26 protein-coding genes are annotated in these 24,967 nt (G+C 59.8%); 13 read left to right on the top strand and 13 right to left on the bottom strand.

Annotated elements, in window-relative coordinates:
• Positions 1 to 54: 54 nt before the first annotated feature.
• Both SIB73_RS08105 and rpoD read right to left on the bottom strand, forming a co-directional pair.
• Complete coding sequence (locus SIB73_RS08105; protein WP_413439567.1) at positions 55 to 645, bottom strand: DUF6790 family protein; 591 nt, start codon at positions 643 to 645, stop codon at positions 55 to 57.
• 144 nt (positions 646 to 789) lie between these two features.
• Positions 790 to 2,196: an RNA polymerase sigma factor RpoD gene (gene rpoD / locus SIB73_RS08100; protein ID WP_413401453.1), complete on the bottom strand. Its 1,407-nt coding sequence runs from the start codon at positions 2,194 to 2,196 to the stop codon at positions 790 to 792.
• A 306-nt stretch (positions 2,197 to 2,502) separates the two neighbouring features.
• On the opposite strand from rpoD, the gene priA reads away from it, so the two are divergent.
• A complete protein-coding gene (priA, locus tag SIB73_RS08095) occupies positions 2,503 to 4,794 on the top strand; it encodes a primosomal protein N' (RefSeq protein WP_413401455.1) in 2,292 nt (763 codons plus the stop codon).
• Between the two features lies 1 nt (position 4,795).
• Here the strand turns inward: priA and SIB73_RS08090 are convergent, their stop codons facing one another.
• Genes SIB73_RS08090 through SIB73_RS08080 form a run of 3 tightly spaced genes read right to left on the bottom strand, consistent with a single transcriptional unit; the run spans position 4,796 to position 7,325 of the window.
• The gene (locus SIB73_RS08090) at positions 4,796 to 5,887 is read right to left on the bottom strand and encodes a DUF3153 domain-containing protein (protein ID WP_413401456.1); all 1,092 of its coding nucleotides are present in this window, start codon (positions 5,885 to 5,887) and stop codon (positions 4,796 to 4,798) included.
• A 3-nt stretch (positions 5,888 to 5,890) separates the two neighbouring features.
• Entirely contained in the window at positions 5,891 to 6,748 is an 858-nt protein-coding gene (argB, locus tag SIB73_RS08085; RefSeq protein WP_413401458.1) for an acetylglutamate kinase, read from the bottom strand.
• Positions 6,741 to 7,325, bottom strand: a complete 585-nt coding sequence (locus SIB73_RS08080) for a DUF2854 domain-containing protein (RefSeq protein WP_413401460.1) — start codon at positions 7,323 to 7,325, stop codon at positions 6,741 to 6,743. The genes argB and SIB73_RS08080 overlap by 8 nt, the downstream gene beginning before the upstream one ends.
• A gap of 107 nt (positions 7,326 to 7,432) precedes the next feature.
• Between SIB73_RS08080 and SIB73_RS08075 the strand changes: the two genes are divergently transcribed.
• The gene (locus SIB73_RS08075) at positions 7,433 to 7,612 is read left to right on the top strand and encodes a hypothetical protein (protein ID WP_413406337.1); all 180 of its coding nucleotides are present in this window, start codon (positions 7,433 to 7,435) and stop codon (positions 7,610 to 7,612) included.
• Positions 7,613 to 7,643: 31 nt separating this feature from the next.
• On the opposite strand, the gene SIB73_RS08070 is transcribed toward SIB73_RS08075, so the two are convergent.
• Positions 7,644 to 8,090 carry a single-stranded DNA-binding protein gene (locus SIB73_RS08070; RefSeq protein ID WP_413401462.1) on the bottom strand — a complete coding sequence of 149 codons (447 nt, stop codon included), beginning with the start codon at positions 8,088 to 8,090 and terminating at the stop codon, positions 7,644 to 7,646.
• Between the two features lie 14 nt (positions 8,091 to 8,104).
• On the opposite strand from SIB73_RS08070, the gene SIB73_RS08065 reads away from it, so the two are divergent.
• Positions 8,105 to 8,944 (top strand): precorrin-6A/cobalt-precorrin-6A reductase, encoded by an 840-nt coding sequence (locus SIB73_RS08065; protein WP_413401463.1) that lies wholly within the window; start codon positions 8,105 to 8,107, stop codon positions 8,942 to 8,944.
• Complete coding sequence (gene cutA / locus SIB73_RS08060; RefSeq protein ID WP_413401465.1) at positions 8,904 to 9,275, top strand: divalent-cation tolerance protein CutA; 372 nt, start codon at positions 8,904 to 8,906, stop codon at positions 9,273 to 9,275. The genes SIB73_RS08065 and cutA overlap by 41 nt, the downstream gene beginning before the upstream one ends.
• Here cutA and SIB73_RS08055 read toward each other — a convergent pair.
• The 4 genes from SIB73_RS08055 to SIB73_RS08040 all read right to left on the bottom strand — a co-directional run bounded on the left by SIB73_RS08055 (position 9,211) and on the right by SIB73_RS08040 (position 13,965).
• Positions 9,211 to 10,224 (bottom strand): adenosine kinase, encoded by a 1,014-nt coding sequence (locus tag SIB73_RS08055; protein WP_413401467.1) that lies wholly within the window; start codon positions 10,222 to 10,224, stop codon positions 9,211 to 9,213. The genes cutA and SIB73_RS08055 overlap by 65 nt on opposite strands.
• A 53-nt stretch (positions 10,225 to 10,277) precedes the next feature.
• The gene (locus SIB73_RS08050) at positions 10,278 to 11,597 is read right to left on the bottom strand and encodes an adenylosuccinate synthase (protein ID WP_413401469.1); all 1,320 of its coding nucleotides are present in this window, start codon (positions 11,595 to 11,597) and stop codon (positions 10,278 to 10,280) included.
• 117 nt (positions 11,598 to 11,714) lie between these two features.
• Entirely contained in the window at positions 11,715 to 12,137 is a 423-nt protein-coding gene (gene psb27 / locus SIB73_RS08045; RefSeq protein WP_413401471.1) for a photosystem II protein Psb27, read from the bottom strand.
• A gap of 43 nt (positions 12,138 to 12,180) precedes the next feature.
• Positions 12,181 to 13,965 (bottom strand): proline--tRNA ligase, encoded by a 1,785-nt coding sequence (locus SIB73_RS08040; protein ID WP_413401472.1) that lies wholly within the window; start codon positions 13,963 to 13,965, stop codon positions 12,181 to 12,183.
• Positions 13,966 to 14,112: 147 nt separating this feature from the next.
• Here SIB73_RS08040 and SIB73_RS08035 point away from each other — a divergent pair, with 147 nt between their 5' ends.
• The 5 genes from SIB73_RS08035 (at position 14,113) to SIB73_RS08015 (ending at position 16,229) form a co-directional block, all read left to right on the top strand.
• Positions 14,113 to 14,577, top strand: coding sequence for a resolvase (locus tag SIB73_RS08035; protein WP_413401474.1), 465 nt, complete (start codon positions 14,113 to 14,115; stop codon positions 14,575 to 14,577).
• Positions 14,578 to 14,718: 141 nt separating this feature from the next.
• A complete protein-coding gene (locus SIB73_RS08030) occupies positions 14,719 to 14,946 on the top strand; it encodes a hypothetical protein (RefSeq protein ID WP_413401476.1) in 228 nt (75 codons plus the stop codon).
• A complete protein-coding gene (locus tag SIB73_RS08025) occupies positions 14,888 to 15,400 on the top strand; it encodes an inorganic diphosphatase (RefSeq protein ID WP_413401477.1) in 513 nt (170 codons plus the stop codon). Before SIB73_RS08030 ends, SIB73_RS08025 begins: the two co-directional genes overlap by 59 nt.
• A 107-nt stretch (positions 15,401 to 15,507) precedes the next feature.
• Complete coding sequence (locus SIB73_RS08020) at positions 15,508 to 15,867, top strand: 2Fe-2S iron-sulfur cluster-binding protein (protein ID WP_413401479.1); 360 nt, start codon at positions 15,508 to 15,510, stop codon at positions 15,865 to 15,867.
• Between the two features lie 2 nt (positions 15,868 to 15,869).
• Complete coding sequence (locus SIB73_RS08015) at positions 15,870 to 16,229, top strand: arsenate reductase family protein (RefSeq protein ID WP_413401481.1); 360 nt, start codon at positions 15,870 to 15,872, stop codon at positions 16,227 to 16,229.
• On the opposite strand, the gene SIB73_RS08010 is transcribed toward SIB73_RS08015, so the two are convergent.
• Positions 16,192 to 17,697, bottom strand: a complete 1,506-nt coding sequence (locus tag SIB73_RS08010) for a hypothetical protein (RefSeq protein ID WP_413401483.1) — start codon at positions 17,695 to 17,697, stop codon at positions 16,192 to 16,194. The genes SIB73_RS08015 and SIB73_RS08010 overlap by 38 nt on opposite strands.
• 202 nt (positions 17,698 to 17,899) lie before the next feature.
• Between SIB73_RS08010 and lepB the strand changes: the two genes are divergently transcribed.
• Positions 17,900 to 18,511: a signal peptidase I gene (gene lepB, locus SIB73_RS08005; RefSeq protein WP_413401485.1), complete on the top strand. Its 612-nt coding sequence runs from the start codon at positions 17,900 to 17,902 to the stop codon at positions 18,509 to 18,511.
• On the opposite strand, the gene SIB73_RS08000 is transcribed toward lepB, so the two are convergent.
• Entirely contained in the window at positions 18,483 to 19,763 is a 1,281-nt protein-coding gene (locus tag SIB73_RS08000; protein ID WP_413401487.1) for a dihydroorotase, read from the bottom strand. The two genes, lepB and SIB73_RS08000, sit on opposite strands and share 29 nt — an antisense overlap.
• 11 nt (positions 19,764 to 19,774) lie before the next feature.
• Positions 19,775 to 21,103, bottom strand: a complete 1,329-nt coding sequence (locus SIB73_RS07995) for a histidine phosphatase family protein (protein WP_413406339.1) — start codon at positions 21,101 to 21,103, stop codon at positions 19,775 to 19,777.
• A gap of 108 nt (positions 21,104 to 21,211) precedes the next feature.
• On the opposite strand from SIB73_RS07995, the gene SIB73_RS07990 reads away from it, so the two are divergent.
• The 3 genes from SIB73_RS07990 to SIB73_RS07980 all read left to right on the top strand — a co-directional run bounded on the left by SIB73_RS07990 (position 21,212) and on the right by SIB73_RS07980 (position 24,933).
• Positions 21,212 to 22,588, top strand: a complete 1,377-nt coding sequence (locus tag SIB73_RS07990) for a CPBP family intramembrane glutamic endopeptidase (protein WP_413401489.1) — start codon at positions 21,212 to 21,214, stop codon at positions 22,586 to 22,588.
• An 83-nt stretch (positions 22,589 to 22,671) separates the two neighbouring features.
• Positions 22,672 to 23,127, top strand: coding sequence for a hypothetical protein (locus tag SIB73_RS07985; protein WP_413401491.1), 456 nt, complete (start codon positions 22,672 to 22,674; stop codon positions 23,125 to 23,127).
• Positions 23,128 to 23,130: 3 nt separating this feature from the next.
• Positions 23,131 to 24,933: a peptidoglycan D,D-transpeptidase FtsI family protein gene (locus SIB73_RS07980; RefSeq protein WP_413401493.1), complete on the top strand. Its 1,803-nt coding sequence runs from the start codon at positions 23,131 to 23,133 to the stop codon at positions 24,931 to 24,933.
• Positions 24,934 to 24,967: the final 34 nt, after the last annotated feature.

Here is a 24,967-nt window from a genome sequence, read left to right as displayed (position 1 = left end):
GAATGTTTGGGTTCCTGTCTCCACAAACGTGATCATAGGATCCTTTGACGCTGATCAGCTCAGCCGCCGACGTTCGTCTCGACTAATCCAGAGCAGAAGAATAACGAGCAAAGGAGTCAGGAGATCGGTGTACAGCACGGCACCGGCATTGGAAGCAGCGTTGTTCTTAAACACCACAAGGGAAACCACATGACCAACCCCGTCAGCGAAGAGCCAGCTGGCAAAAGCCACCATGCTCGCCAGAAGGTAATCACGTTTGCGATACAGGAAGCTGCTGTAACCCAGAATGCCGATCATGAGATTGGCGTAAGCCACTTCGTACTGAAAAGGACTATTGGGCCAGCCAATCTGTTCTGCTGAGAATGTTCCGAAGACAAGATGCATGATGAATCCATAGACGCCACCAAAGCCAAGAACCCAGAACGCAATCCAAAGCAAAGAGGCTTCCGACCAACGGCTGAGCGTCCATTGCTGCCGTGTCTGCAAAGCGCCCAGCAACAACGCCAAAAGTAAAGTCCAAACTCCGTAATCGGCCTCGAGAAAATGCATCAATGTCGTCATCGACTCCAACCAATCACCGATACCAAGATGACCAGTGTTGCCCCAAGTGACCAGATCATCCATTGATGGCTGGTACGGGCGCACTGCTCGGGCTGAGTGCGTTTTGAGGCTTCTTCAGGCTGATAATTGCTGAAATGTCTCAGTATCCAGGCCAATATTCAGACACTGAAAAGCCCCAGAATTCCTATGTGGCCAGGGATCCTGGGGCGATGCGAATCGAGTGGCTGATTATTTGATGTATTCCTTGAGCACTCCGTTGCGATTGGGATGCCGCAGCTTGCGTAATGCCTTGGCTTCGATCTGACGGATTCTTTCTCGGGTCACATCAAAAATCTGTCCGATTTCCTCGAGTGTCTTCATGCGTCCGTCATCAAGGCCGTAGCGAAGGCGGAGCACGTCGCGCTCCCTCGGGCTGAGGGTGGCCAGCACCCCTTCCAGATCCTCCCTCAGGAGATTCTTGGCAACGTCCTGTTCGGGATTCTCGATGTCTGCTTCGATGAAGTCGCCGAGGCGTGAATCCTCCTCTTTGCCGATGGGTGTCTCAAGGGAGATGGGAAGCTGAGCGCTCTTGGCAATGAATCGCAGCTTTTCAATGGTCATTTCCATTGATTCGGCGATCTCTTCCTCCGTTGGTTTGCGGCCGAACTCCTGGCTGAGCACTTTGGTGGTTTTCTTGATGCGCGAGATGGTTTCGTAAAGGTGCACCGGGAGGCGAATCGTTCGACTCTGATCAGCGATGGCCCGTGTGATCGCCTGGCGAATCCACCAGGTCGCGTAGGTGGAGAATTTGTAGCCCTTCTCGTGATCGAATTTCTCCGCGGCACGGATCAGGCCAAGACTGCCTTCCTGAATCAGGTCCTGGAAGCTGAGACCTCGATTCATGTATTTCTTGGCAATCGACACCACGAGACGGAGATTCGACTGAACCATTTTTTCCTTGGCTCGGCGGCCGAGCATCAGCCGGCGGCGGAAACGGATCAGAGGCATCTCGACCAGCGCCGCCCACTCCTTGTTGTCGGGTTCGCGTCCGTTGTCACTCTCGAACTGGGCAGCGAGCTCTTCGAGGTAGAGAAGATCGGCGATCTTCCTGGCCAGTTCGATCTCTTCGTCTGGACGCAGCAGCCGGATCCTGCCGATCTCCTGCAGATAAACCCGAATGGAATCCTCTGTGTAGACCCCTTTAGGCCCAACCTTGATGCTTGCCAGCACCTTGGCCTTGGCGTCTGCTTTGGCTTTCTCTTCCTTGCTTGCCGCAGAGTTTCCGGAGGCTTTGGCCAGCAACTGATCGGCGGCCGCATCGAGATCAGCGGGTTTGGCAGCGGCCGAGGTCTTGGCTCGGGTCGCCTTGGCGGGGGTTTTCGCGCTCTTGGTTGTTTTGGTGCTCTTGGTTGTGCTGCTTTTGCTGGCCGGTTTCGATTTCGCTGCGGTCTTCGTGGTTGAGGCTTTGGCTGTTGAAGACTTCGCGGCTGAGGTTGTTGACTCCGGTTTGCCCTTCTTGCTCATGCCTTTGGGAAGTCCCTTCGAATCCGCCAGCATCACGATGGATGGAGCCGCCTTCGATGCCGCCGCTTTGGGAGAGGCAGTCTTGGGCGACGCGGCCTTGGGCTGAGCTGACTTGCTCGCAGCAGGACTCATGGGGATAGGGATGGTGAGGGTGTTCGGAACTAACGCAGTCAACTGAAACGCAAACAGGCTCAACCTGCAGGCGCATCACAATGATCAGATCTCCCCTGACAAAGGGGTTGGAAACTGATGACGGTGATTGTGAATCGATTGATGGGCTGTGGTCAGGGGCAGGGCTGTCAGGGGCGTTCGCAGACCGGTCGGCCGTCGGGATAATCCCTGGCTCGAGCTTCGAGTCTTCCCACTGGACGGAACTCTGCTCTGTTCCGACAACAGCTGATGAGCTGTCCAACGTCTGTATCTTAAGAAAAACATGTGATGTCGGCAACCCCCGTCGATCAATCCACCAGTCCTTCTGCAGCGCAGTCGGTTTCAGAAGTCGATGTCTGGCTGGAGGCCGGTCGAGACGGGCGTACGTTCAGTTATTGCGACAGTCGCAGTCTCGGAGTGGGACTGGGGGATCTGGTGGTGGTCCGTCTGCGCGGCCGTCGATTGCAGGGGCTGATCACGGGCTGTCGGCCGATCGAAGCAGGGGCGAATGCTGCTGACTGCAGGGTTGCTCGGCTCAACCCCGTCGAAGAGCTGGTGCAGCGCGCCGCCGTTGATCCATCCTGGCGGTCATGGCTGGATGCCATGGCGGCCCGTTGCCATACCAGTTCCTTTCGCATGCTCAAGGCGGCGTTGCCGCCGGGATGGCTGGGGCAGCGACCTTGTGCGGGTCCGGTTTCGCGCCAGTTGTGGTGGGTGGAGCGGTGTGAACCTGCTGATCCCCACTCAACCCTGAAGGCTGCCAGGCAGCTTGAACTGCTTGCGGAGCTGGATCGCAGGGGCGGTGGCGCCTGGCAGCGCGATCTTCTCGCGCAGGGCTTTCCATCGGGAATGGTCAAGAGCCTGGAAAGCAAGGGCCTGATTCGCCGGCAACGGAAATCAGAGGCAGGCCCCGGTGGATCAGACAGGACATCAGCCTGCGTTGCAGAGCTGGAGTCACCGCGCCCGCTCACGGATGAGCAGCGATCCGTGGTGGATCGCTTTCGATCACTCCCCGAAGGTGGAGGTCTATTGCTGTGGGGCATCACCGGCTCCGGCAAGACCGAGGTCTATCTGCAGCTGGCAGCTGCAGAGCTGGTAGCCGGTCGCCACGCTCTGTTGCTCACTCCGGAGATCGGGCTCATTCCCCAGCTCGTGGATCGTTGCCGTGAGCGATTCGGAGATCAGGTTCTTGAGTATCACAGCGGCTGCACCGCCCGCGAGCGTGTTCGTGCCTGGCGGCATTGCCTCGAAAGCGACGATCCGCTTGTTGTGGTGGGCACGCGCTCCGCTGTGTTTCTGCCTCTGCGACCGCTCGGTCTGGTTGTTCTTGATGAGGAGCATGACAACTCCTACAAACAGGACTCACCCATGCCCTGCTACCACGCAAGGGTCATGGCAACCGAGCGGGTCAGGCTGCAGGGGGGCCGTCTCCTGCTGGGAAGCGCCACACCATCGCTGGAGAGCTGGAGCCTTGTGCGGCCAGAAGGACCTCTGGTTCTCGCCCGGCTGAGATCACGGATCTCGAGTCAGCCGCTGCCGCCGGTCCGGATCATCGACATGCGCCATGAGCTGGCCGAGGGCAACAAACGACTGATCAGTCGCGCACTGATGGATCGTCTTGCACAGCTGCCGGCAAAGGGTGAACAGGCGGTCGTGCTGGTGCCGAGACGCGGATACAGCACGTTTCTGAGCTGTCGCAGCTGTGGAGAGGTGGTGATGTGCCCCCATTGCGATGTTCCGCTCACCGTTCACGGCAACCGCGGCTCACAGCAGTGGCTCCGTTGTCACTGGTGTGATCATCGAGCGGCCATCACACCCTCATGCACGTCATGCGGTTCCCTGGCGTTCAAGCCTTTTGGAGCAGGGACCCAGAGAGTGCTGGAGCGGCTGGGAGAGGAACTCGGTGATCTGCGCCTGCTGCGCTTCGACCGGGACACCACCGGAGGACGGGATGGCCACCGCAGGCTTCTGGCCCAGTTCGCCGATGGCGAAGCCGACGTACTTGTCGGCACCCAGATGCTCGCCAAGGGAATGGACCTGCCGCGAGTGACACTGGCAGCTGTGCTGGCCGCCGATGGCCTGCTGCATCGGCCTGATCTGAGAGCCGGAGAGCAGTGCCTGCAGCTTCTGCTGCAACTCGCGGGTCGAGCGGGGAGGGCGGAGAAACCCGGGGAGGTGCTGGTCCAGACCTACAGCCCCGACCATCCGGTGATTCGTCATCTCGTTGATGGTCGTTACGAACGCTTCCTGGAGGAGGAATCGGCTCTGCGTCGTCAGGCAGGTCTGGTGCCTTTCGCGCGGGCCTGTCTGCTGCGTCTTTCGGGTGAGTCCGCAACTGATACGGCGACTGCCGGAACCCTGCTGGCTGAAAGGATTCGCGCCGGCTGCACCGCTGCAGGCTGGCAGTTGCTGGGTCCTGCTCCAGCACCCGTGGCGCGGGTGGCGGGTCGCAGCCGCTGGCAGTTGCTTCTGCATGGTCCCAGGGAGAGTGAAATTCCCCTGCCTTCCGGAACAGGACTCTGGGAAGGTCTCCCCAAAGATGTTTCCCTCGCCGTTGATCCGGATCCTTTGCAGCTCTGAATCAGGAGGGCAGCTCGGGGTAGCCGAAGCCGAGTCGAAGCCGCACGGACTGCAGCAGAAAACTCAGCAGCAGCAGCAGAGCGATCAGCACACTGCCAAGGCCAAGAGGACTCCACTGCCAGCGCCGGATCTGCAGCTGGTTGATGCTTCCGCTTTCTAGGCTCCAGAGCAGTCTGTTTCCCTCCAGCCGACCCGTTGTGGGTGTGCTGTTCACCTGTCGGAGATCTTGCACAGGGGTGATGGTGACCTGGAGATCACCGGCTGGAAATCGCTCAAGGGGAGAGAGGTCCAGGCTCAGGTTCAGTTGCTGCTGCACCCCGATCAGCCAGTTCCTCTCCACGACCGACAGTTCCGGAGCGGGCAGGCTCAGTCCGGCGCTGCGTCCCGCCAGCTCCACACTGCTGCGCAACAGCGTGGCGGCCCGGTCAGCTCCAACAGGCGGACTGCTCAGGTTCAGCGCACCTTCTCGGCTCTGATGCACCGACCAGCCGAGACCCGCCTGACGCAGTGACTTCGCGAAGTTCTGCTGCCATGGGAGGCTGTTGCCGCTGAGGCTGTTGATCCGCCAGCTCATCGACAGGCGATCCGGACCTGCCAGATCAATCTCGGCAGTCATGCGCACACAGCCACTGAGCAGCAGGGTCAGTCCGAGCAGAACTGCCAGCACCAGCGAGGCAAATCCAGCTGACGGTGCCGGGGTGGGACCTGTCGGGGGTGGTGGTGGCGGACTGGGACCACGTCTGCGGCGGCCGGTCACGGTTCCTTTCCCCACCCGGGGAGCCATGTCGAGAGTGGGCAGCTGCATCGACCAGCGCGCCGGACGTTCGAGGCTCGGAGCCTCAAGCACACTCAGCAGCTGACGGGCACGGTTGCGCAGGTCAGGGTCCTTGCAGCGTGTCAGCAGCCGACATGTGGCAATGGCTTTGCGCTCTTCGCCCTGTCCCATCCATGCCGTCACCATCACCATCCGGATGGCCGCCCCCTCGGGCTCCGTGATCGGGCTGGCTTCGGCGAGGGGTTCCAGAAGGCGCAGGCACAGGCCGTAATCACCACGCTCAAGTGCCCGCTCAGCTGCCGATAGCCCGGTGCTCATGCCTCAGCTGCGTCCCACCACCATGGTGCCGATTCCCGCATCGGTGAACACCTCCAGAAGAAGAGCATGGGGGACCCGCCCATCCACGATGTGGGCAGCGGAGACTCCCTGGGCAAGAGCCCTGATGCAGCATTCGGTCTTGGGTGTCATGCCACCGGCCACAACACCGTCATGAATCAGCTGTCTGGCCTCTGAAAGTTTGAGCTGACGGATGAGTGATTGTGGATCATCGCGGTTGCGAAGGATGCCGGGGGTATCGGTCAGCAGGATCAGCTTCTCAGCTTCGAGAGAGGCCGCAACCTCGCCGGCAACGGTGTCGGCGTTGATGTTGTGGGTCACGCCGTCGAGATTGGCGGCCACGCTGGAGATCACCGGCACATAACCTCGCTCCAGCAGAGGTTCGAGCACGTCGGGATTGACGCGTGCCACATCACCGACCATCCCGTGGCTGCCATCACCCCAGGCGCGGGCCTCCACCAGACTGCCGTCACTGCCACTGAGGCCGACCGCTCTAGCGCCAAGCCGGTTGAGTCCGTTGACGATCTGCTTGTTGACCCGGCCGACCAGAACCATTTCCACGACGTCCATCGTCTCGGCGTCAGTGACGCGAAGACCGTCCCGGAATTCCGGAGCGATGGCAAGTCGCTTCAACCAGTGATTGATCTCAGGACCCCCGCCATGCACCACAACGGGCTGAACCCCGACACTGCAGAGCAACGCCAGATCTCTGAACACAGCTGTTTGCAGTTCGGCATGGGCCATGGCCGCACCGCCGTACTTGACCACGATCCTGCGGCCGGCGAACCGCTGGATATAGGGAAGAGCCTCACTCAGAACGGAGACCCTGAGGGCATCATCCATTCACCGTTTCTCCGGAATCACTCTGTTCGCCAGAGGCGGGAACGCCCACCGGCAGAAGAAACAGATCCAGGCGGTCTCCCTTCAGAGGAGTGATTGTGGCTTCGAATCCCTTGGCGAAAAATCGACTGAGTCGGCCTTTCTTCTCCTGCCAGAGCTGGATGGGAACGGCCTCACAGGCGAACCTCAGTCGCAGGCCGTAGTGGCCACTGGGGCAGATCTCCTCAATCTCCAGAAGCTGTGGGGGGTTGTCCTCATCCCAAAGCTTGAGCGATTCCAGAGAACTTTCAAGATGGGCTTTCTGGCCGTAGCGCCAACGGGTGACATCGCCGAGAAGCTTTCCAAGTTCAGGGGTGGCAGCCTCACGTTCTCCCTTCAGCTTTGCTTTAGGTGTCACACGCCGAGTCGGTGGCAGTTCCGATGATTTGAGGGCCAGACCGCCCAGCAGAATCGGAATGCCGTAAAAAATTGTCGGCAGGCTCAGGTTGGCGGCGCCGGTTCCATAAGCCACAGCACCAACCACGGTGAGCACTCCGCCGGCGATGGTGACCAGGCTTCCTGGCGAGAGCAGATCGTTCATGCGGCATTGGAAGTGGCGCCATTCTGACCGTGCGGGGTTCAGGATGGATGAACCTGCGGCCGCAGTTGATGGACAGCACCCGATCGCAAGACCTTGACCAGAGTTCAATGGAGGATTCAACAGCCCTGATCCAGCAGCTTGAGCAGGACAGGGCCTGGTTGCTGGAACAGATCGACCGGGGTCGATGGCAGGAATTCCGCCTGGATCTGGCGGCACTCGAGAGGGAGCTCGGGCAGCTGCTTCAGCGTGCCTCCGAGCATTTCAGTGACGGCGACGATCGGCCCTGAGAGGATCGGCGCTGAAAGGTGTTTCCGCGGCTCAGAAGGGGATGTCGTCAGTGTCCGGTACCAGAGGCGAGGTGTTCCACTGCGCTGCAGGCTCCTTCGCAGGGGAGGGTGCCGCAGCGGCGGCAGCTGGCGCCTGCTTAGCGGGGGAGGGCATCTGAGCTGCGGCGGCATCGCTTCCCCCCACAGGGTGGAGCCGGGCAAGGGTGAATTCGGCACGCTTCTCCTTGGTGCCATCCTGACGGGGCACCGTGTTCATCCTCAGCCTGCCTTCGATCAGCAGCCGCTGACCCACCTGCACCCGATTCTGGAGGTCCTGGGCAAGATTGCCCCATCCGACCACTTTCAGCTGGCCTCTTGGGTCATCCGGGCGCAACGCATCAAAACCCACCTCCATCTCCGCGATCGGTGTCTGGTTGTCCTGGGTGTAACGCAAGGTGGGAGCCTGAAGAACATCCACCTCAAGTACGCAGTGATTCATCCTCGGCCTGGTCGGTGAGCGCCATCCTGATGCACCGCTGGCGTAATCGCCTGACTCATGTGCTGATCTTCGCCGGTACAGGTGAAGGCCCTTCCATCGCACTGGCGCTGCTGGAGGCAGGTCATCGCGTCAGCGTCAGCGTTGTCAGTTCAGCTGCATCGAGGGCCTATGAGGGTATGCCGCTGGATGCACTGCAGGTGGGTCCTTTCCCGTCCCCGGAGTCAATCAGTGATTACCTGGCGGCTCGGGCGGTATCGCATGTGGTGGATGCGACGCATCCCTTTGCGATGACAATCAGCACCGAGCTCCGTTCGGCCTGCTTCGGCAGCAATCTGCCGCTGATGCGATTCGAGCGTCCTGACCACGCGGTGTTTGAAGGTTCAGTTCTGGAAACGGTGGGTGATCTCGCCGGATGTGCACTGTCAGGCCATCGTCTGCTTCTCGCTGTTGGGGCGCGGCAGCTGGCCGCCGCCGCCGCCGCTGCCAGGCTCGCCGGAGCTCGGGTTCACGCCCGGGTGCTTCCCACTCCTGAAGCCATTCGTCTTGCCGGCCTCGCGGGCTTGTGTGGGGAGCAGCTGGCTGTGTTGAGACCAGCCAGTGGAGAACGCACCGGTGGCTTGGAGGCCGCCCTCTGTCGTCGCTGGCAGATCACCGATGTGCTCTGTCGGCAGTCGGGTGGATCTGCAGATCAAGTCTGGAGTGAGCTGTCCAGTACAGGTTCTGTCAGGCTCTGGAAGCTGAAACGCCCCAACCCGATGCCCAACGTTGAGGTGGTCCATAGCGTAAACCAGTTGTGTCGACGGCTTGATGCCCATGTCAACGGACCTGAGCCTGGTGCTCACCACGGAGGCTGATCAGTCCAAGGCAGAGGCCCTTGCTGAGCAATTGATCACGGGGCGGTTGGCGGCCTGCGTCACCTTGATGCCCGTGCAGTCCTGTTATCGCTGGCAGGGGGAGATCGAGCGTTCGCAGGAAGTGCAGCTGATCATCAAGACGAGCCCTCAGCGCCTGGAGCAGCTTCTTGCTTCTCTCGAAGCCATTCACAGCTACGACACTCCCGAAATCCTCCACCTGGCAGCTCGGGCGGGAGCTGCCTACGGGGCGTGGGCGCTGGATGCCCTCAGTTCAGATGACTCTTCATCAGATCCGGCAGAGAGACCTGGGAGCGAGCACCAAGCTGGGTGACGATCTGACCGGCGCAAAGAGCTCCCAGCTGTCCGCAGCGCTCCAGAGAATCGCCCTGGGTGAAGGCATGCAGAAATCCTCCGGCGTAAAGATCACCGGCACCGGTGGTGTCAACCAGTTCGCCGAGCCCATAGATGCCGATGTCCCAGCGCTGATCGCCGCTGAGCACGACCGATCCATCGCTTCCGCGGGTGACCGCCGTCACTGAGCAACAACCGCGTACCTTCTCGATGGCGGTGTCGAAGTCTTCTGTTTCATAGAGGGATTTGATCTCCACTTCGTTGGCGAACAGCACATCGACATGACCGTTCACCAGCTCAAGAAAGCTCTCTCTGTGGCGATCCACACAGAAGCCATCGGAGAGGGACAGAGCGACCTTTCCGCCGGCGGCACGGCAAGCCTCCGCGGCCGCGATGAAGGCCCGCTTGGCTGCCGGGCTGTCCCAGAGATACCCCTCGAGATAGAGCACTTTCGTCTCCTTCACCATCGAGAGGTCGAGATCCTCCGGTTCAAGCTGCGTTGAGGCTCCGAGGAAGGTGCACATCGTGCGCTCTGCGTCCGGCGTCACGTAGATGAGACAGCGTGCGGTGGTGGCGCCAGTGGTTGCGGAGGGTGTCTCAAACCGAGTGCCCACTGCACGAATGTCGTGACTGAAGATCGATCCAAGCTGGTCATCACGCACCCGACCGATGAACCCTGTTCGCCCACCAAGCTGAGCGATGCCGACCATGGTGTTGGCGACTGATCCACCGGAGGTTTCCAGTCCAGGACCACTGGATGTGTAAAGCGCTTCCGCCTGCTGTTCATCGATCAGGCACATCCCCCCTTTCTGCAGACCGTGCTCACTGAGAAAACCGTCCTTGGTCTGCACCAACACATCCACAATGGCGTTGCCGATTCCGACGACATCCAGGGAGGCGTTGGGCTGGAAACGGGAGGAAGCGGCCATGAACAAGGTGCATCGACTGCGGCAGTCTTACGCCCTGACGGGCTCTGCCGTTATCAGGCGCTGAGAAGTGCCCGTTTTGGACCGTGAATCGGATCCTCAACAACAATGGTCTGATCGCGACCTGCGCCCAGTGAGACGATGGCGATCGGGACCTCCATCAGATCGGCCAGGAAGCGCAGGTAGGCCATGGCTTTCTCAGGGAGGTCCTCAAGCGTGCGGCATTCAGCGGTGGAACACTGCCAGCCCGGGAGTGTCTCGAAAATCGGTTGACAGCGTGCGAAGGCCTCTGCACAGGAGGGGAAGTGTTCGATTCTTTCTCCATCAAGTTCATAGGCCACACAAACCTGAAGTTCGTCGAGTTCGTCCAGCACGTCGAGTTTGGTCACGGCCAGGCAATCAAGACCGTTGACACCGACTGCGTAACGTCCGATCACACCGTCGAACCAGCCGCAGCGGCGGCGGCGGCCGGTGGTGGTGCCGAACTCTCCACCCCGGTCGCAGAGATGATCATTGAGGCTGCCGTCGAGTTCGGTGGGAAACGGCCCTTCTCCAACTCTGGTGGTGTAGGCCTTGGCCACGCCGATCACCCGGTCGATCAGGGTCGGGCCCACGCCAGCCCCGATGCAGGCACCACCGGAGACGGGGTTGGAGGACGTGACGTAGGGATAGGTGCCATGGTCCAGGTCGAGCAGTGTGCCCTGAGCGCCCTCGAACAGGATGTTTTGACGAGCGCGTGCGGCCTGGTGAATCTCCCGGGTGCAGTCCACCACATGGGGGGCCAGCCGTTTGCCATAGGCCAGATATTCACTGATCACCGCTTCCGAGTCGAGCGGCTCCACGCCGTATATGGTCTGCAGAAGCTGATTCTTTTCGTTCAGCGGGCCTTCAAGGCGATCACGCAGTCTCGCCTCGTCGAGAAGGTCGATGACGCGGATTCCGCTGCGCTGGGATTTGTCCGCGTAGGTCGGACCAATGCCCCGGCCCGTGGTGCCGATGCGCCGATCGCCTCGCTGCTTTTCCATCGCCTGATCGAGCAGGCGGTGGTAGGGCATGGTCACGTGCGCTGTTGAGGAGAGCTTCAGCCCGGCAATGTCGATTCCGTTCTCGATCAGCATGTCGAGCTCGCCGAGCATCACCTTGGGATCAACCACCGTGCCGGAGCCGATCAGGCAAACGGTGTCGGGATAGAGAATTCCAGAGGGGATCAAGTGGAGCTTGAGAACCTGATCGTCCACAACGATGGTGTGGCCTGCGTTGACGCCGCCCTGATAGCGGACGACGACATCGGCGGAACGGCTGAGGAGATCTGTGATCTTTCCTTTCCCTTCGTCACCCCACTGCGCACCGATGACGACAACATTGGCCAAAGACACTGCGGCCCGAAGCCGCCAATCTGCACAATCCGGAACTCTCTCAGATCCACCTGCCTGAGGTCAAAGAGAGTTGCGAAATTGTGATTGGAACCTGAAAAGCCTGGCGGGATCTGATGCTCAGGTGCCACGAAGAGCGGCTTTCTCGGCTTTGCTCAGCTCTTTTTCAACGCGAGTGCGCAGTGCTTCAGGCACCGGCCGATTGGTGTAGGTGTTGTAGTGACCCTGCAGAGAATTCAAGGCTGTCTGCATGGTGGTGAAGGAGCTGAGACCATTCACCTGGGGCCTGGGCCGATACCTCGACATGTAGTCATTGATGAGGTCGTGGGCTTCCTGTTCCGAGGTCTGGAGACCTTCCGCATCTGCAGGCAGTGAAAGCGTGGTCTGAAGAGAGTGAACGACTGCCACTGTGTCTTCGACGTAGTCACCGGTCAGGGTTGAAACGGTGTCGCCGCAAGCGGTGAGCAACAGGGAGAGACCAAGGCAGAGGGCCAGGGTGAATCCCCTGAGTTGTCGGCTGAGGCGTTGCAGCGCTATTCGCATGGCAGGAAAAGTTTGAGGAACTTTAAGGCGGAGCAGACTTCGATCAGGTGCCCCCCTGGACGGCCACGAGCACGGAGTTCAGCGCGTCTTGATGCGACATGGTGCTGTTGGACCGGCTGGAACGCTCCACCACTTCGACCCGTCCGGCTTCGGCTTCGCGACCGACAACGATTCTCCAGGGGATTCCGATCAGATCGGCATCTTTGAATTTGACTCCGGCACGCTCGCTTCGGTCATCCAGGAGGGCATCAACTCCTGCGGATTGCAGTGATCCGTAAAGAGACTCTCCCAAGTCCAGCTGTGTCGAGTCCTGCACATTCGCGATAACCACGATCACCTGGAAGGGCGCAATGTTCACTGGCCAGCAGATTCCCGCTTCATCGTGATGCTGTTCCACTGCTGCCTGGGCAAGGCGAGAGATGCCGATGCCGTAGCAGCCCATCAGCAGCGACGCCTGCTTGCCGTCCTTGTCGGTGAAGCGGGCCTCCAGAGCGTCGGAGTATTTGCTGCCGAGCTGGAAGATGTGACCCACCTCGATGCCTCTCCTCTCCTCAAGGATCTGTTCCTGGTTATGGAGGGAGCGATCACCGGCCTTGGCATTGCGCAGATCAGCTTCGATCTGAGCGGGCATCGAGCTCCACGTCGCTCCCCAGCGATGCTGGTCGGCGCTGTTGGCGCCACAGACGAAGCGGTCAAGATTGAGGGCGGTTGGATCCGCCAGGCGGACAAACCGTTTTTCCCAGCTTCGGACATCCTGCAGTGAGCAGTCTTCAAGATCAGGGCCGATGGAGCCGAAGGGCAGCGGAGAGAGCCCCTGCTGGCGGAGCTGCTCTGGGTTGATTGGTGCAATCTCCAGTGCGGGGGACCCCATGCGCTGGGTCACGGCATTGGTCAATTTGACGTCGTTCAGCTCCTGGTCCCCTCGCAGGCTGACCAGCAGCGGTTGCTTTCGGCCATCGTCGAGGCGGGCCAGCAGCACCAGCACCTTGACGGTCTGAGATGGGGAGAGGCCGTTGGCAGCGCAGAGATCCTCAATCGTTGCCTGACCTGGCGTGTCAAGGTTTCGTTCCTCGCCCGGAGGCAGTGTCTCTGCAACTGATGGAAGCGACACCGCTTTCTCCTGATTGGCGGCATAGCTCCCATCCGGCGTGGAGAGAATCAGGTCTTCGCCCGCATTCGCCATCACCATGAATTCCTGGGATGCGGCTCCTCCGATGGCGCCGCTGTCGGCATCCACCGCAACGGCGTTCAGACCGCAGCGCTTGAAGATGCGGGCATAGGCCCCGGCCATCAGTGCATAGGTCTTCTCCAGATCCTTTTCATCAGCGTGAAAGGAGTAGGCGTCCTTCATGATGAATTCCCGACTGCGCATCAGACCGAAGCGGGGCCTGATCTCGTCGCGGAATTTGGTCTGTATCTGATAAAGCGTGACCGGAAGCTGTTTATAGGAGCGCAGCAGATCGCCGGCCAGCTCGGTGACGATTTCTTCGTGAGTTGGGCCAAGGCCCACCTGCCGGCCCTGGCGATCCTCCAGATGAAACATGATTCCCTCGCCGGCTGTATAGCCCTGCCAGCGACCGCTGCGTTCCCATGGTTCCGCGGGTTGAAGCTGAGGAAGCAGCGTCTCGAGTGCACCGAGGCTGTCAAGCTCGTCACGAACGATGGTGTTGATCTTGCTCAGCACGCGCCACATCAAGGGGAGGTAGGCGTAGAGGCCAGGCCCAACACGTCTGATGTAACCACCGCGAACAAGTAATTGATGAGATGGAATCTCAGCGTCTGCGGGAACGTTCCTTAACGTCACCAGCGACAGGCGGGAGACGCGCATGACGGCAATAAATAGGTGGGGTCAGGAAGCTATCACCGCCAAGAAAACGGTCGATCCGGGAACTGTCACTTTTGCTGTGATCGATGCTGGCGTCCTGAGTCTCAGCTGCTATGTTCAGCAAATTCCAAGCTGTCCCAGGGCTGTCTCATGTTTCCTCGGCCGATAGAAGTTTCAGTGCCGGCCGTAAGCGAATCCTCGGATTTTCGGAGTGATGCTGCATCTGTACTTTCGCAGTCAGAAGCGCTTGTTGGAATCGATGATGTTCAGAAGTCGTTGAATCGATCTCGTGCATCCGTATATCGCTACACCAATACTGATCCGCGCAACCTCAACCCAGTTTTCAACCCTCGTAAACTCAATCCTGAATACAGGAGCGACCAAAAGGATCCCCTTCTTTTTCATCCCAACGAGGTAGCTCGTTTCGCCAAGGACGTGCTGAGGATCAAGGAGGTCACCGTTGAGGTCCTCAATTCGCCTTCCACAGCCACCCAGCAGGTGCTTGGAGCGATCCTTGATGAGTTGCGTTTAATCCGATCCCGTCTTGACGGTCTTCCCGAAGCTCCTTCGGATCTGGCGACGCGCCGCGATCGTCAGGATCGCCCCGCTGCATAAGACTTGCATTGGTGTCACAATGAATGTGAGTCATCGAGTCCTCGATTCATGACTCAATCTCCCTTCAGAGCGCCCATGAGATGTTCTGAATCGGCCTCCGCCTCCGGGCGGAAAGCCTGGGATGTCCCCGACCACCACTGAATGGACCCTGAGCCTGCCCCCAAGCCCCCTGTGTCTGCAGCACAGTTCGTGGCTATCCCTGCTCTTGCTGTTTTCGGATTCACCCTTGCCATCACTGGGCTGGGTATTCCATTGGCCGCTGTGCTGACCGATCGTCCCACCAATCCCTCCGTCGCCGCCAAGGAGCGTCATGGATCTCAGGGCTCTTACCCCGTCTCCATCTCCAGGACTGGTCAATCTGATCGTTGAGATTCCAGCTGGCAGCAGCAACAAATATGAGTATTTCGCTGGTGCGGGGGTGATGGCTCTTGACCGCGTTCTCCATTCCGCGGTCAGATATCCGTTTGATTACGGCTTCATTCCGAACACGCTTGCGGAGGATGGCTCACCGCTCGATGCGATGGTGATCATGGCTGAACCAACCTTCGCTGGATGTCTGATTCAGGCACGACCGATTGGTGTCCTCGATATGCACGACATGGGCCACTACGACGGCAAGATCCTCTGTGTGCCTGTGGCAGATCCACGTCAGCAGACGATTCAGAGCATTCATCAGATCGCTCACAATCAGCTGGAGGACGTTGCTGAATTTTTCCGCACCTACAAAAACATGGAAGGTCGTGTGACGGAGATCGGCGGATGGCGTGACGTGGATGCGGTTCAGCCGCTGCTGGACAGGTGTGTCACGGCCGCTTCCTCCTGATCGGGCATTCGCTTGGTCGACACCGTTTTCAGCACGGCTTCCGAATGGAATCCTCACCTGAAACTTCGAAGCTTGTAAATTAGGCGACATTCACGTGTGATCGATCCGTGCCCACCATCCGTTTTGAGCAGGAAGGCCAACAGGTCAGTTGCATCGAAGGCGCCAATCTGCGCAAAGCGGCTCTGTCTGCAGGGGTCAATCCATACAAGGGTCTCAACAACCTCAACAACTGCGGCGGGGTCGGTCAGTGTGGGACCTGCGTCATTGAGGTACTCGAGGGTTCCCAGAATCTCTCCCCACTCAGTGATGTTGAGGAGGTTTACCTCTCCGATCGACCTGCGAACTACCGCCTCAGCTGCCGAACCACGGTCAATGGAGATGTGACAATCCGTACCCGTCCCGACGATGGGGTAGGTCAGGGCTCCAACAGCCTCATCGGCGCCGTCAAGGATCTTCTTGCCCGTTGACGGTGGCTGTTCTTACGGTCTTCAGTTATTCACGCTGCAACACCTGTCGAAAAGCCTTGTCATGGCTTCATGATCAGGGTTTGGATTCCGAAGTGATCGATATCACGGTTACCCCTCCATCAGCTGAACTCCTGCGCAAGGCGTACGAACAGTTCGGTCAGGTCAAACCCCTCTTCAACACCAGTGGTCAGAGCTACAGAGCCCTTGGAGCTGATGCGGTCAAAGCGATGACCATCGAACAGGCACTGCAGGCACTGGCAGCTGATGGGAAGCTCATCAAGCGTCCTTTTGTCCGTTGCCCTGACGGTCAATTTCTTGTGGGCTTCAGGCCCGAGGTCTGGTCTGAGGTTCTTCTGAATTGAAGTTCAATCCATCCAGCTCCGTGATCAACTCGTCGACATTCCTCTGCAGTCTCAGCTGATTCATGCTGCTTCTCTTGAGATCCTCGAGAAATGCAGACACGAGTATCTGGCTGCGTTCCAGCACCGGTCCTTGCTCGAGTGTTCTGGCCAATTCTTCCCAGAAACGGTCCACGGTTTGGACCCCGAGATCAACAAGCATCGGATCTTTCTGAGCCAGACGATCTCCAGCGCTGCGGGAAAGGTTCAGAAGTGAATCAACGAGTCCGGCGGAAAGTTGCTGACTGAGCTCAGCTTCAGCTTTACCGATTCCAGGTAGGGACCGGAGTGACGCCGGGACCGCCGTTTCCTCGAGATTGCGTCTCAGGGCATGGCTCACCAGTGCCACAAGCTGGGGGCGCATGCCAGGTCCAACCTGAGTTAGCACCAACGGAAGCCAGAGACGAAGCAGTTCTGAGAGTTCCTGTTCGCCATCGGATTCGATGCTCTGATGACTGCACAGACGACGGATCTTTTCCGGCCAGTGGGGTGAGCGAACTGCATCCTGGGCGGTATCGAGGATCCGCAGCGTGATCACCTCGAAAAGCTCAAGCGCGAGAACAGCGACGACACCGCGGCTGACCGCTGCCCTGAGGGGCTCAAGCTGAATCATGCGTGCGCTGGACAGCCGCTCGGTGACCGGCAGAACCCGCAGCAGTCTCCAGAACGGAATCAGCAGCGGCACATCAATCCATCGACGCAGCAGTGCGTCTCTCCAGGCAATGCCCGGATAGCGCTGCTTCAGCCTGATGGCACGCAGCATGATGTCGAGGACGAAGAGGATCTGGAAGGGGAGATCGATCCTCCATGACAGATCGACCGGCTGCCCGTTTTCATCCGTGCCGCGCCAGTAATTGGTGGCAGCCAGGGGAAGAATGCTCTTGCGCCAGAACCGTTGTTCCTCCGGCCATCGTTCATCCGAGAGATAGCTGTCTCCAAGCAGATGGGCTGCGGACTGCTTGGCTGAATCCATCCCTGCTCTCGCTCTCAGTCGACTCTTGAGTTTCTCCAGGGTTCCGGTTTTGTCTGAACTGACAAAAGGGTTTTCATCAATCAGCTGGCTGTTGCGCACCACCATTTCCAGCCGCAGCTGTTTTGCAGCAGGGCTGTTGATTCCGCTTGACGCGGCGGTGGTTTCCAGCTGCTGGAAATGTCGTACGTAGGCCTCGGTGTCCCGATGGGGCTCAATTCCCTTCACCGGGTCATAGAGGGGTGTGATGTCGGGCAGCCATGGCAGTGGAACCGCAAGGCTGATGGAGGGCAGAGGAAAGAGTGTGCGCTGCAGCCAGAAGTTGCGCAGCGGCACATAGGTCACATCGAAGACGACCCAGGCCAGATTGAGTGCGGCGATTCCCGCGATCACCCGATCCCAGCCAAGCCAGAAGCGATGGCTCGCGGAGGGTTTCACACCTAACCACCGGGGCCTGACCATGGGTGTGAGCGTTCTGTCCTGAGGCTAGGTGGCCGTCGCCAACAGGCCTATCTTGGGTGACCAAAGGCCAGCAAGGTTTCCGTTGCAAGACGCTCCACACGACGCTTCGCCATCACAAGCTGACACTCAATCGGATGCGTCTTCGTCCTCCAATAAGCCCAAGAATCAAAAAGGACATCCGTTCTGGGATTTCTGGGGACCGGTGATCTTCACTCTGGCCCTTTATCTGGGGATTCGTCATTACGTGGCGGAGGCGCGCTTCATTCCATCGGGTTCGATGCTCCCAGGTCTGCAGATTCAGGATCGCCTGCTCGTTGAGAAACTCTCCTACGCAACGCGAGGCCCCAGGCGTGGAGAGATTGTGGTGTTCAACTCTCCGCATGCTTTTGATCCGGCACTGAAAACCGCTGGTTCACCCCCAACGTTCCGCTGCGCTCTGGCCAATTTTCCGCTGCTGGGCCTGATTCCAGGTATCGGCCATCCTGCCTGTGACGCCTACATCAAACGGGTTGTCGCTGTCGGAGGAGACCAGGTCTCAGTCAACCCGCGGGGTGAGCTGCGCGTGAATGGAGATCGTGTGCAAGAGCCCTACGTGACCAAGTACTGCCCTGTTGATGAACAGGGAATGAGTCTCTGCCGAACGCTCAATGTCACGGTGCCGGAAGGTCATGTTCTGGCGCTCGGCGACAACCGCAGCAACAGCTGGGATGGACGTTACTGGCCAGGCGGTCCTTTTCTGCCTGAGGATCAGATCATCGGACGCGCTCTCTGGAGGTTCTGGCCGCTCAATCGTCTGGGTTCGCTGGGGTCCTGAGTCCGCATTGCAGCACGCGTCCATCCAGAGGACGGCCGAGGCAGGGTTGATTGGCTGCCTTTGAAGACCATGGATCCGATCGCGTGGGTGTCCAGACCTCATCCGGATCGAACAGAAGCCAGCGATTGCTGCCCGGAATCAGACGCTCCTCGGAGATCCCGAGCATTCTGGAGGGTCCGAAACTGAGCACGTCCCAGAGACGTTCAGGTGTCCAGCCGCTTGAAACAACAAGCGCTTTCCAGAGGGAGGGAAGCACGTGCTGGTGACCGGCAATCCCTCGTTGGCGTTGATCAGGAGGCAGCAGGCTCTCTTCATCGTCAAGCGGTGATGCGTGCACAGCGATCGCCTGGATCAGGCCCTCGCTCAGTCCTTCGATCAGCGCATCACGGTCTTTGCTGTTACCCAGAGACGGTGAGACGAACCATGAGGCTGCCGTTGCCGCACTTGAACTGCTGCTGGTCACAATGTGCCACCAGCTCACGGTTGCGGCAGGAGGTGACGCCGACCGCCGAAGCAGATCAATCCCTGCGGCAGTGGAAAGACCCATGAGGATCAGCTTGCGCTGTGGGTGCTCCAGCTGAAGCTGAGCGAGCTGACTGAGGGGCAGCGTTTCGCTGCTCAGAGGATCGTTGGGCCAGCCTGCTCTCAGTGCTTCGGGTCCTTCCCGAAGCAGTCCCTCACCCCGCAGAACGGCATCAAGGGGTGGGATCAGAACGGGTGATGCACCCGATTCACCCAGGGTCAGGGCGCGGTCGAGCAAAGGGACAGGCGGCAGGCTGGTGCCATCGGAGAGTCCAATAGCCCCTGCTTCGATCAGGTCGGCATGGGGAGTCAGTTGCTCCCCCTTCCCTCCCTGGCTGAATCCCCCCCAGAGATGGACAGCCACATCACAGCCGTCCGGCTGAAATCCTTGAAGCTGATCAGGCAGTTCACGGCGGTTCCCCGACGCCTCAGGCAGCAGGGCAATCTGTCCATAACCGCCTGCAGCGGCGGATCTCACAAGGCTCTGCAGAGTTTCGCCCTGGCTCTGGAAAGGCTCAGGTAAAAGGGAATGACTGTCGACCAGGCATGGAGCGAGAAGCTGATGCCCTGCTGCCCGGGGGGCGATGCCCGCTGACCGAGCCGTTTCGCGGGCCTGATCTCCCAGTGCCTCAAGACATCCGTCTTTCAGCAGGGCAGCGCCCTGTTCCTGCAGCGGCTGGTCGGGCCCGACCAGCACCCTCACCGGGTCCAGCAGGATCATCTCGGTCATCGGTCTCAGTGTCAGAGCGCTCCTGCCGCCGTGCGATCGAGCACACCGCCGAGGTGGGAGGTGAGATTCAGGCAGGCGACCACTGCAGGCTGGCCCTGTTCGGGTGGCATGTCGACCACCGTGACACCTCCGTTGCCCTGTTTCACAGCCCAGATATCAGCAGGGCTCAGGCCGAGAAGGTGACAGAGGATTGTTTTATTCACAGCGTCATGGGCCACCACGAGGGCGGTTTCCGTGGCATCGAGGCTTGATGCAATGGCATTCCAGCTGTCAACGGAGCGATTCCAGACGTCCTGGATTGTCTCCCCTTCAGGCATCTGCACCGTGTCAGGGGAGCGTTTCCACTCTTCAAGCAGATCTCCCCAATCCGCGCTGATCTCCGATTCAAGCTTGCCTTCCCAGAGTCCATGACCGATTTCCATCAGGCCGTCCGTGAGCGTGATGGAGATTCCAGGGTGGGATTTCAGAATGCCCTCAGCTGTCTGGCGGGGGCGTGACATTGAACTGCTGAAGGCCTTTTGCAACGGCACGTTCTGCAGAAAGCCCCTCGCAGCCTCAGCCTGCGCATGCCCGTTGCTGTTGAGGGGGATGTCGATCTGTCCCTGGAAGCGACCTTCCCTGTTCCAGTTTGTCTCGCCGTGTCGCACCAGGAGGAGTCGTGACCCTTCCCCTTTGGCTGGAAGTGGTGGGTCAAGGTGAGCAGTGCTGTTCAGACACTCGATCTGCACCTGGTAACCGTTGTCACGGGGGCTGAGATTGAAAACCGACAGTGAAGCGTTGTCGAGGCGGAGTCGGCGGAAGCCACGTTCCGGTTCTCCCAGCAGGGTCACGATCAGGCAACGCAGGATGGCGTTGTGCCCCACCAGCAGCACGGTGTCCTCGCTGTTGGCGGGATGCCGACTGAGCAGTTCGTTCAGGAAGCGGCGGGCCTGCTGGAGCAACTCCTCATAAGGGCGATAACGGCTCCCGTCCTTCCTGATCAGCTCAAGAGTTTCCGGTGTCTTTTTCCATGTGGCGAATTCATCCGGAAAGCGTTCCGATCGTTCGGCCGCCGTCAGTCCGCTCCAGGGCTCGAGATCAATCTCCAGGAGGCCGTCATCGAAGGTTGGTTCAAGTCCGTCGTCCCTGGTCTCGAGGATTCCCGCCGCTGTGGATGCAGCTCGCTTCAGCGGAGAGCTGTAAACCGCCTTGATGGGCACATCGGTCAAAGCCTGACCGAGCCGGCGAGCCTGAGCCTGTCCTGAGGCAGTGAGTGTGGAGAGATCGTCACGCCCCTGAATCCTCCGCTCCACATTGAAGCTGCTAAGACCGTGGCGAACGAGAAGAAGACGCAGGGGCACCGGTTCTTGCTGAGAGAGCGCCGCCATCGTATGAGTGTGACCAGAGAGGCACTTCATCGGCTGCGGCACGCGCTACCGACGAGAATCCGTCGAAGTTGCCCGATCCGTGTGACCAGCCCACCCTCCGGACGTTCAACGGCGGCCCCGTCCTGGAAGGTGCTGCTTTCCCTTCTGTCGCTGGTGCTGGCCACCACGGTCTGGGCTCTCGGCCTGGTGGACAGTTTTTCCAAACCCACTGTCGCGCCTGCGTTGTCGCTGGAGCAACAGGAGCTGACCTTGCTGGCAGAACCTCAGATTCCCGCCCCTCTGAGAACGCTTCTGATTGGCGCGGATGCCTCTGATTCCCTGTTGAGCAGCCTGCGCCAAATTCCCCTGGAACGGCTCGATGATCGACAGAAGATTCTATTCACTGCCCTGGAGACGGACGCGGAGCATCGGCGCAGCCTCCAGCAGGTGGAGCTCGAATCCAGTGATCTTCTTCAGCTTCAGAGAGCTCTTGCGGAAGTCGAGACTCGCCATGTCTCGGCGGAAGAGCGTTCCAGGCTTCTGCTCCTGACTTCTGACCCTCTGATCCGTCGACTCGCCTGTGAGGCCCTCGGTGGCGAAGAGAAGAGCTGTCTCGATCAGACCTCAGCCAGAAACGCCGCTCGCCGTCTGGTGATCAGTGAGCTTCTTCCTCTGCTGGCCCTGTTGATCGGTGGACTGTTGCTGGTGCGCCATCTCTGGCAGTTGCTGCGACGACGACTGCCGTCGTGGCTGACTTTGACGGCACCTCCTCTTGGGATTCTTGACATGGTGCTGCTTGTGGCGGGCGGTTTCGTGGTGCTCGGGGAGGTGTTGATGCCATTGCTGGTGATCCCGATGTCCTCCGTCTTGACGCGTGGTCTGTCGGAATCTCTGACTCAGGGAATCAATGTGTTTCTCGGGTATGTGGCCCTGGCGGCACCGCCACTGCTGATCCTGCGGCAACAGCTGGGGCAGCTGGACCAGGCACTCACGCCATCGCAAGGGTGGCTGCAGTGGCGCCTCAAGCCTGTTGGCAGTGCTCTGTTGCAGGGGGCCAGAGGCTGGCTGATGGTTCTGCCTCCCGTTGTTCTCTGTGGCTGGTTGATTGCGCGTCTGATCGGAGATCAGGGGGGCAGTAACCCACTGCTTGAAATCGTTCTCAACAGCCAGGATCCCGTCGCCCTGACGCTGCTGTCTCTCACAGCTGTGGTTCTGGCACCTCTGTTTGAGGAGACCATTTTCCGTGGAGTGCTGCTGCCGGTGCTTGGCCAGTCCCTCGGTCGATCAGGGGGTGTGCTGGTGAGCGCTCTGGTGTTCGCTGTGGCTCATCTCAGCATTGGAGAACTGGCTCCCTTGCTTGTGCTCGGCATCGGTTTAGGTCTGCTGCGTCTCAGCACAGGACGTCTGCTCCCCTGCGTGGTGATGCATTCACTCTGGAACGGTGTGACCTTCCTGAACCTGGTGTTGCTGGGCGGTTGATTCAATCTTCAGTCCTGGTCAAGGTTTCAGGCTTGCGATGTCCTCCCTCAGGTGGTTCACTGGCGCATTGATGAGCCTTGTCCGTGGTCGCGGTTCCGCAGTCACAACCGTCTTCCGCACAACGTCAGGCCTCCAGCGGTCCGTTCGAGGTCATTCAGGGGTCTCTCTCCGCACGTCGCGTTGCACGCAAATCCCCACTCCTGGCGGGACTGCATCGCATGGCAGACGGCAGCCTGGTTGGGGTCTTCGCGGCAGTGCTCGTGCTCAGCGGGCTCACGCTGCACTGGCAGCATCGCTGGACACTGGCCTTCCGTCAGCTTGAAATGACGCGGGAGCTGGGCCATCGTCTGACCGAATCCACGGCCATGTTCGAGCGACATCTGCTGGAGCGCTCTCAGACTCCAAAGCAGATGGTTCCCACCACGGTGGCGAATCTGGTGTATCTCGAGCGTCCTTCAACGGCTTCAACCAAGCCAGGGATCGACCACCTGGCCATGCTCGGTTCGCTGATGGAACGCACCATCCACCACGGCTACTGATTCATGGGCCGTTCCGACAAGCCCTCCCGGCCAGCCAGCCGACAGCGAAGACGGGTTGTCCCTCTTGAGCCAGTCCCGGCAGGTCGCATGCGCTCCGTGTTCGCCCTTCTGTGTCTGGGGCTTGTCAGCCTGATGGGGCGAATGGCCTGGCTGCAGTTGTTTCAGGCCAGCGAACTGGAAGCGCGTGCCCGATCTGTTCAGACCCAGCGCACCAAGCCTCTGGGAACGCGTCGACCGATTGTTGATCGCACCGGTCGTCTTGTCGCTCTCGACGAAGAGCGCTACAGGGTCTGGCTGCATCCCCGCTATTTCAATCTTCCAGGTGATGCCCCCACTCTGATTCGCCCTCCTGCCGATGTTGCGGCACGCCTGGCTCCTTTGCTGGCACTCACACAGGCGGAGATTCTTCAACGAATCGGCAATCGACCCTCCGGGATCAAACTGATCGAGGGACTGGATCCCGAGACGGCTTCGACGATCCGAGCAGCAGGCATCTCTGGTGTTGACCTTGAGTCCTACCCCCACCGCGTCTATCCCCAGGGCGACCTGTTCGCCAATGTGGTCGGATTCCTCAACCAGGATCGAGAACCTCAGGCAGGTCTTGAACAAAGCCGACATGACGACCTGCAACGCCATGAGCAGGCCCGAAGTCTGCGGCGCGGAGCTGATGGGACCCCGCTCCCCGACAATCTTGATGCCGGTGTCTTCTTCGGAGACGATCTGCGACTTCAGCTCACACTCGATGCGCGCCTCCAGGCTGTGGCAGCCAAGGCTCTCACCGCTCAGATCAAAACCTGGAAAGCTCAGAAAGGGGTTGCCATCGTCATGGATGTCACCAACGGTGAGCTCCTGGCACTGGCATCCGTGCCCACCTATGACCCCAACAGTTACTGGAGTTTTCCGGCAGGTCGTTTCAGGGAATGGTCTGTTCAGGATCTCTATGAACCAGGCTCCACGTTCAAGCCCATCAATCTCGCGCTGGCTCTTCAGGAGAATGCAATTCAGTCTGCAGGCCGCGTTCAGGACAGCGGGTCCGTCACGATCGGCGGATGGCCGATCAACAATCACGACAAGCGAGCGAACGGTCTGATTGACTTCGCCACGGTCCTGCAGGTGTCCAGCAACGTGGGCATGGTCCAGGCCATGCGCAATCTGCCCTCCTCGACCTACTGGGACTGGTTGAGCCGACTCGGTCTCGACGCACGGCCCGACACCGACCTGCCAGGAGCCGTTGCCGGTCAGCTCAAGACCAAGGAGCAGTTCACGACCCAGCCGATTGAGCCTGCTACAGCCTCCTTCGGACAGGGGTTTTCCCTGACTCCCCTGAAGCTTGTGCAGCTGCACGCCCTGCTTGCCAATGGTGGCCGTCTGGTCAGTCCCCACATCACCAGGGGGCTCAGAGCTGGTGATGCACTGGCGCCCCCCGGATCACGTCAGGGCAAGCCTCTGCTGAAGCCCGAGGTCACCCGAACCGTGATGGCCTGGATGGAATCCGTGGTTGAAAAAGGCAGCGGCAAGGGAGTGAAAACGCCGGGATATCGCATCGGCGGCAAGACGGGCACTGCTCAGAAGGCCCTCAACGGTGTTTACGTTCCCGGTGCTCTGATCTGCAGCTTTGTGGCAACGCTTCCCGTTGACGACCCGCGCTATGTCGTGCTGGTGGTGGTGGATGAGCCCAAGGGAGACAATGCCTACGGCTCAACAGTGGCTCTGCCTGTTGCCAAATCAATCATCGACGGTCTGCTGGTGATTGAAAAGATTCCTCCGAGCACGGCTCGCACACCCGCTACGGCTCAGCCTGGTTGAACCCTGACGAAGAGGAGAATCCGCAGGACTTTAC

The organism is Synechococcus sp. MIT S9509, assembly GCF_047303035.1.
GTDB lineage: Bacteria > Cyanobacteriota > Cyanobacteriia > PCC-6307 > Cyanobiaceae > Synechococcus_C.
The sequence above is the reverse complement of the archived record's forward strand: the minus strand, read 5'-3'. Positions and strand labels throughout refer to the sequence as shown.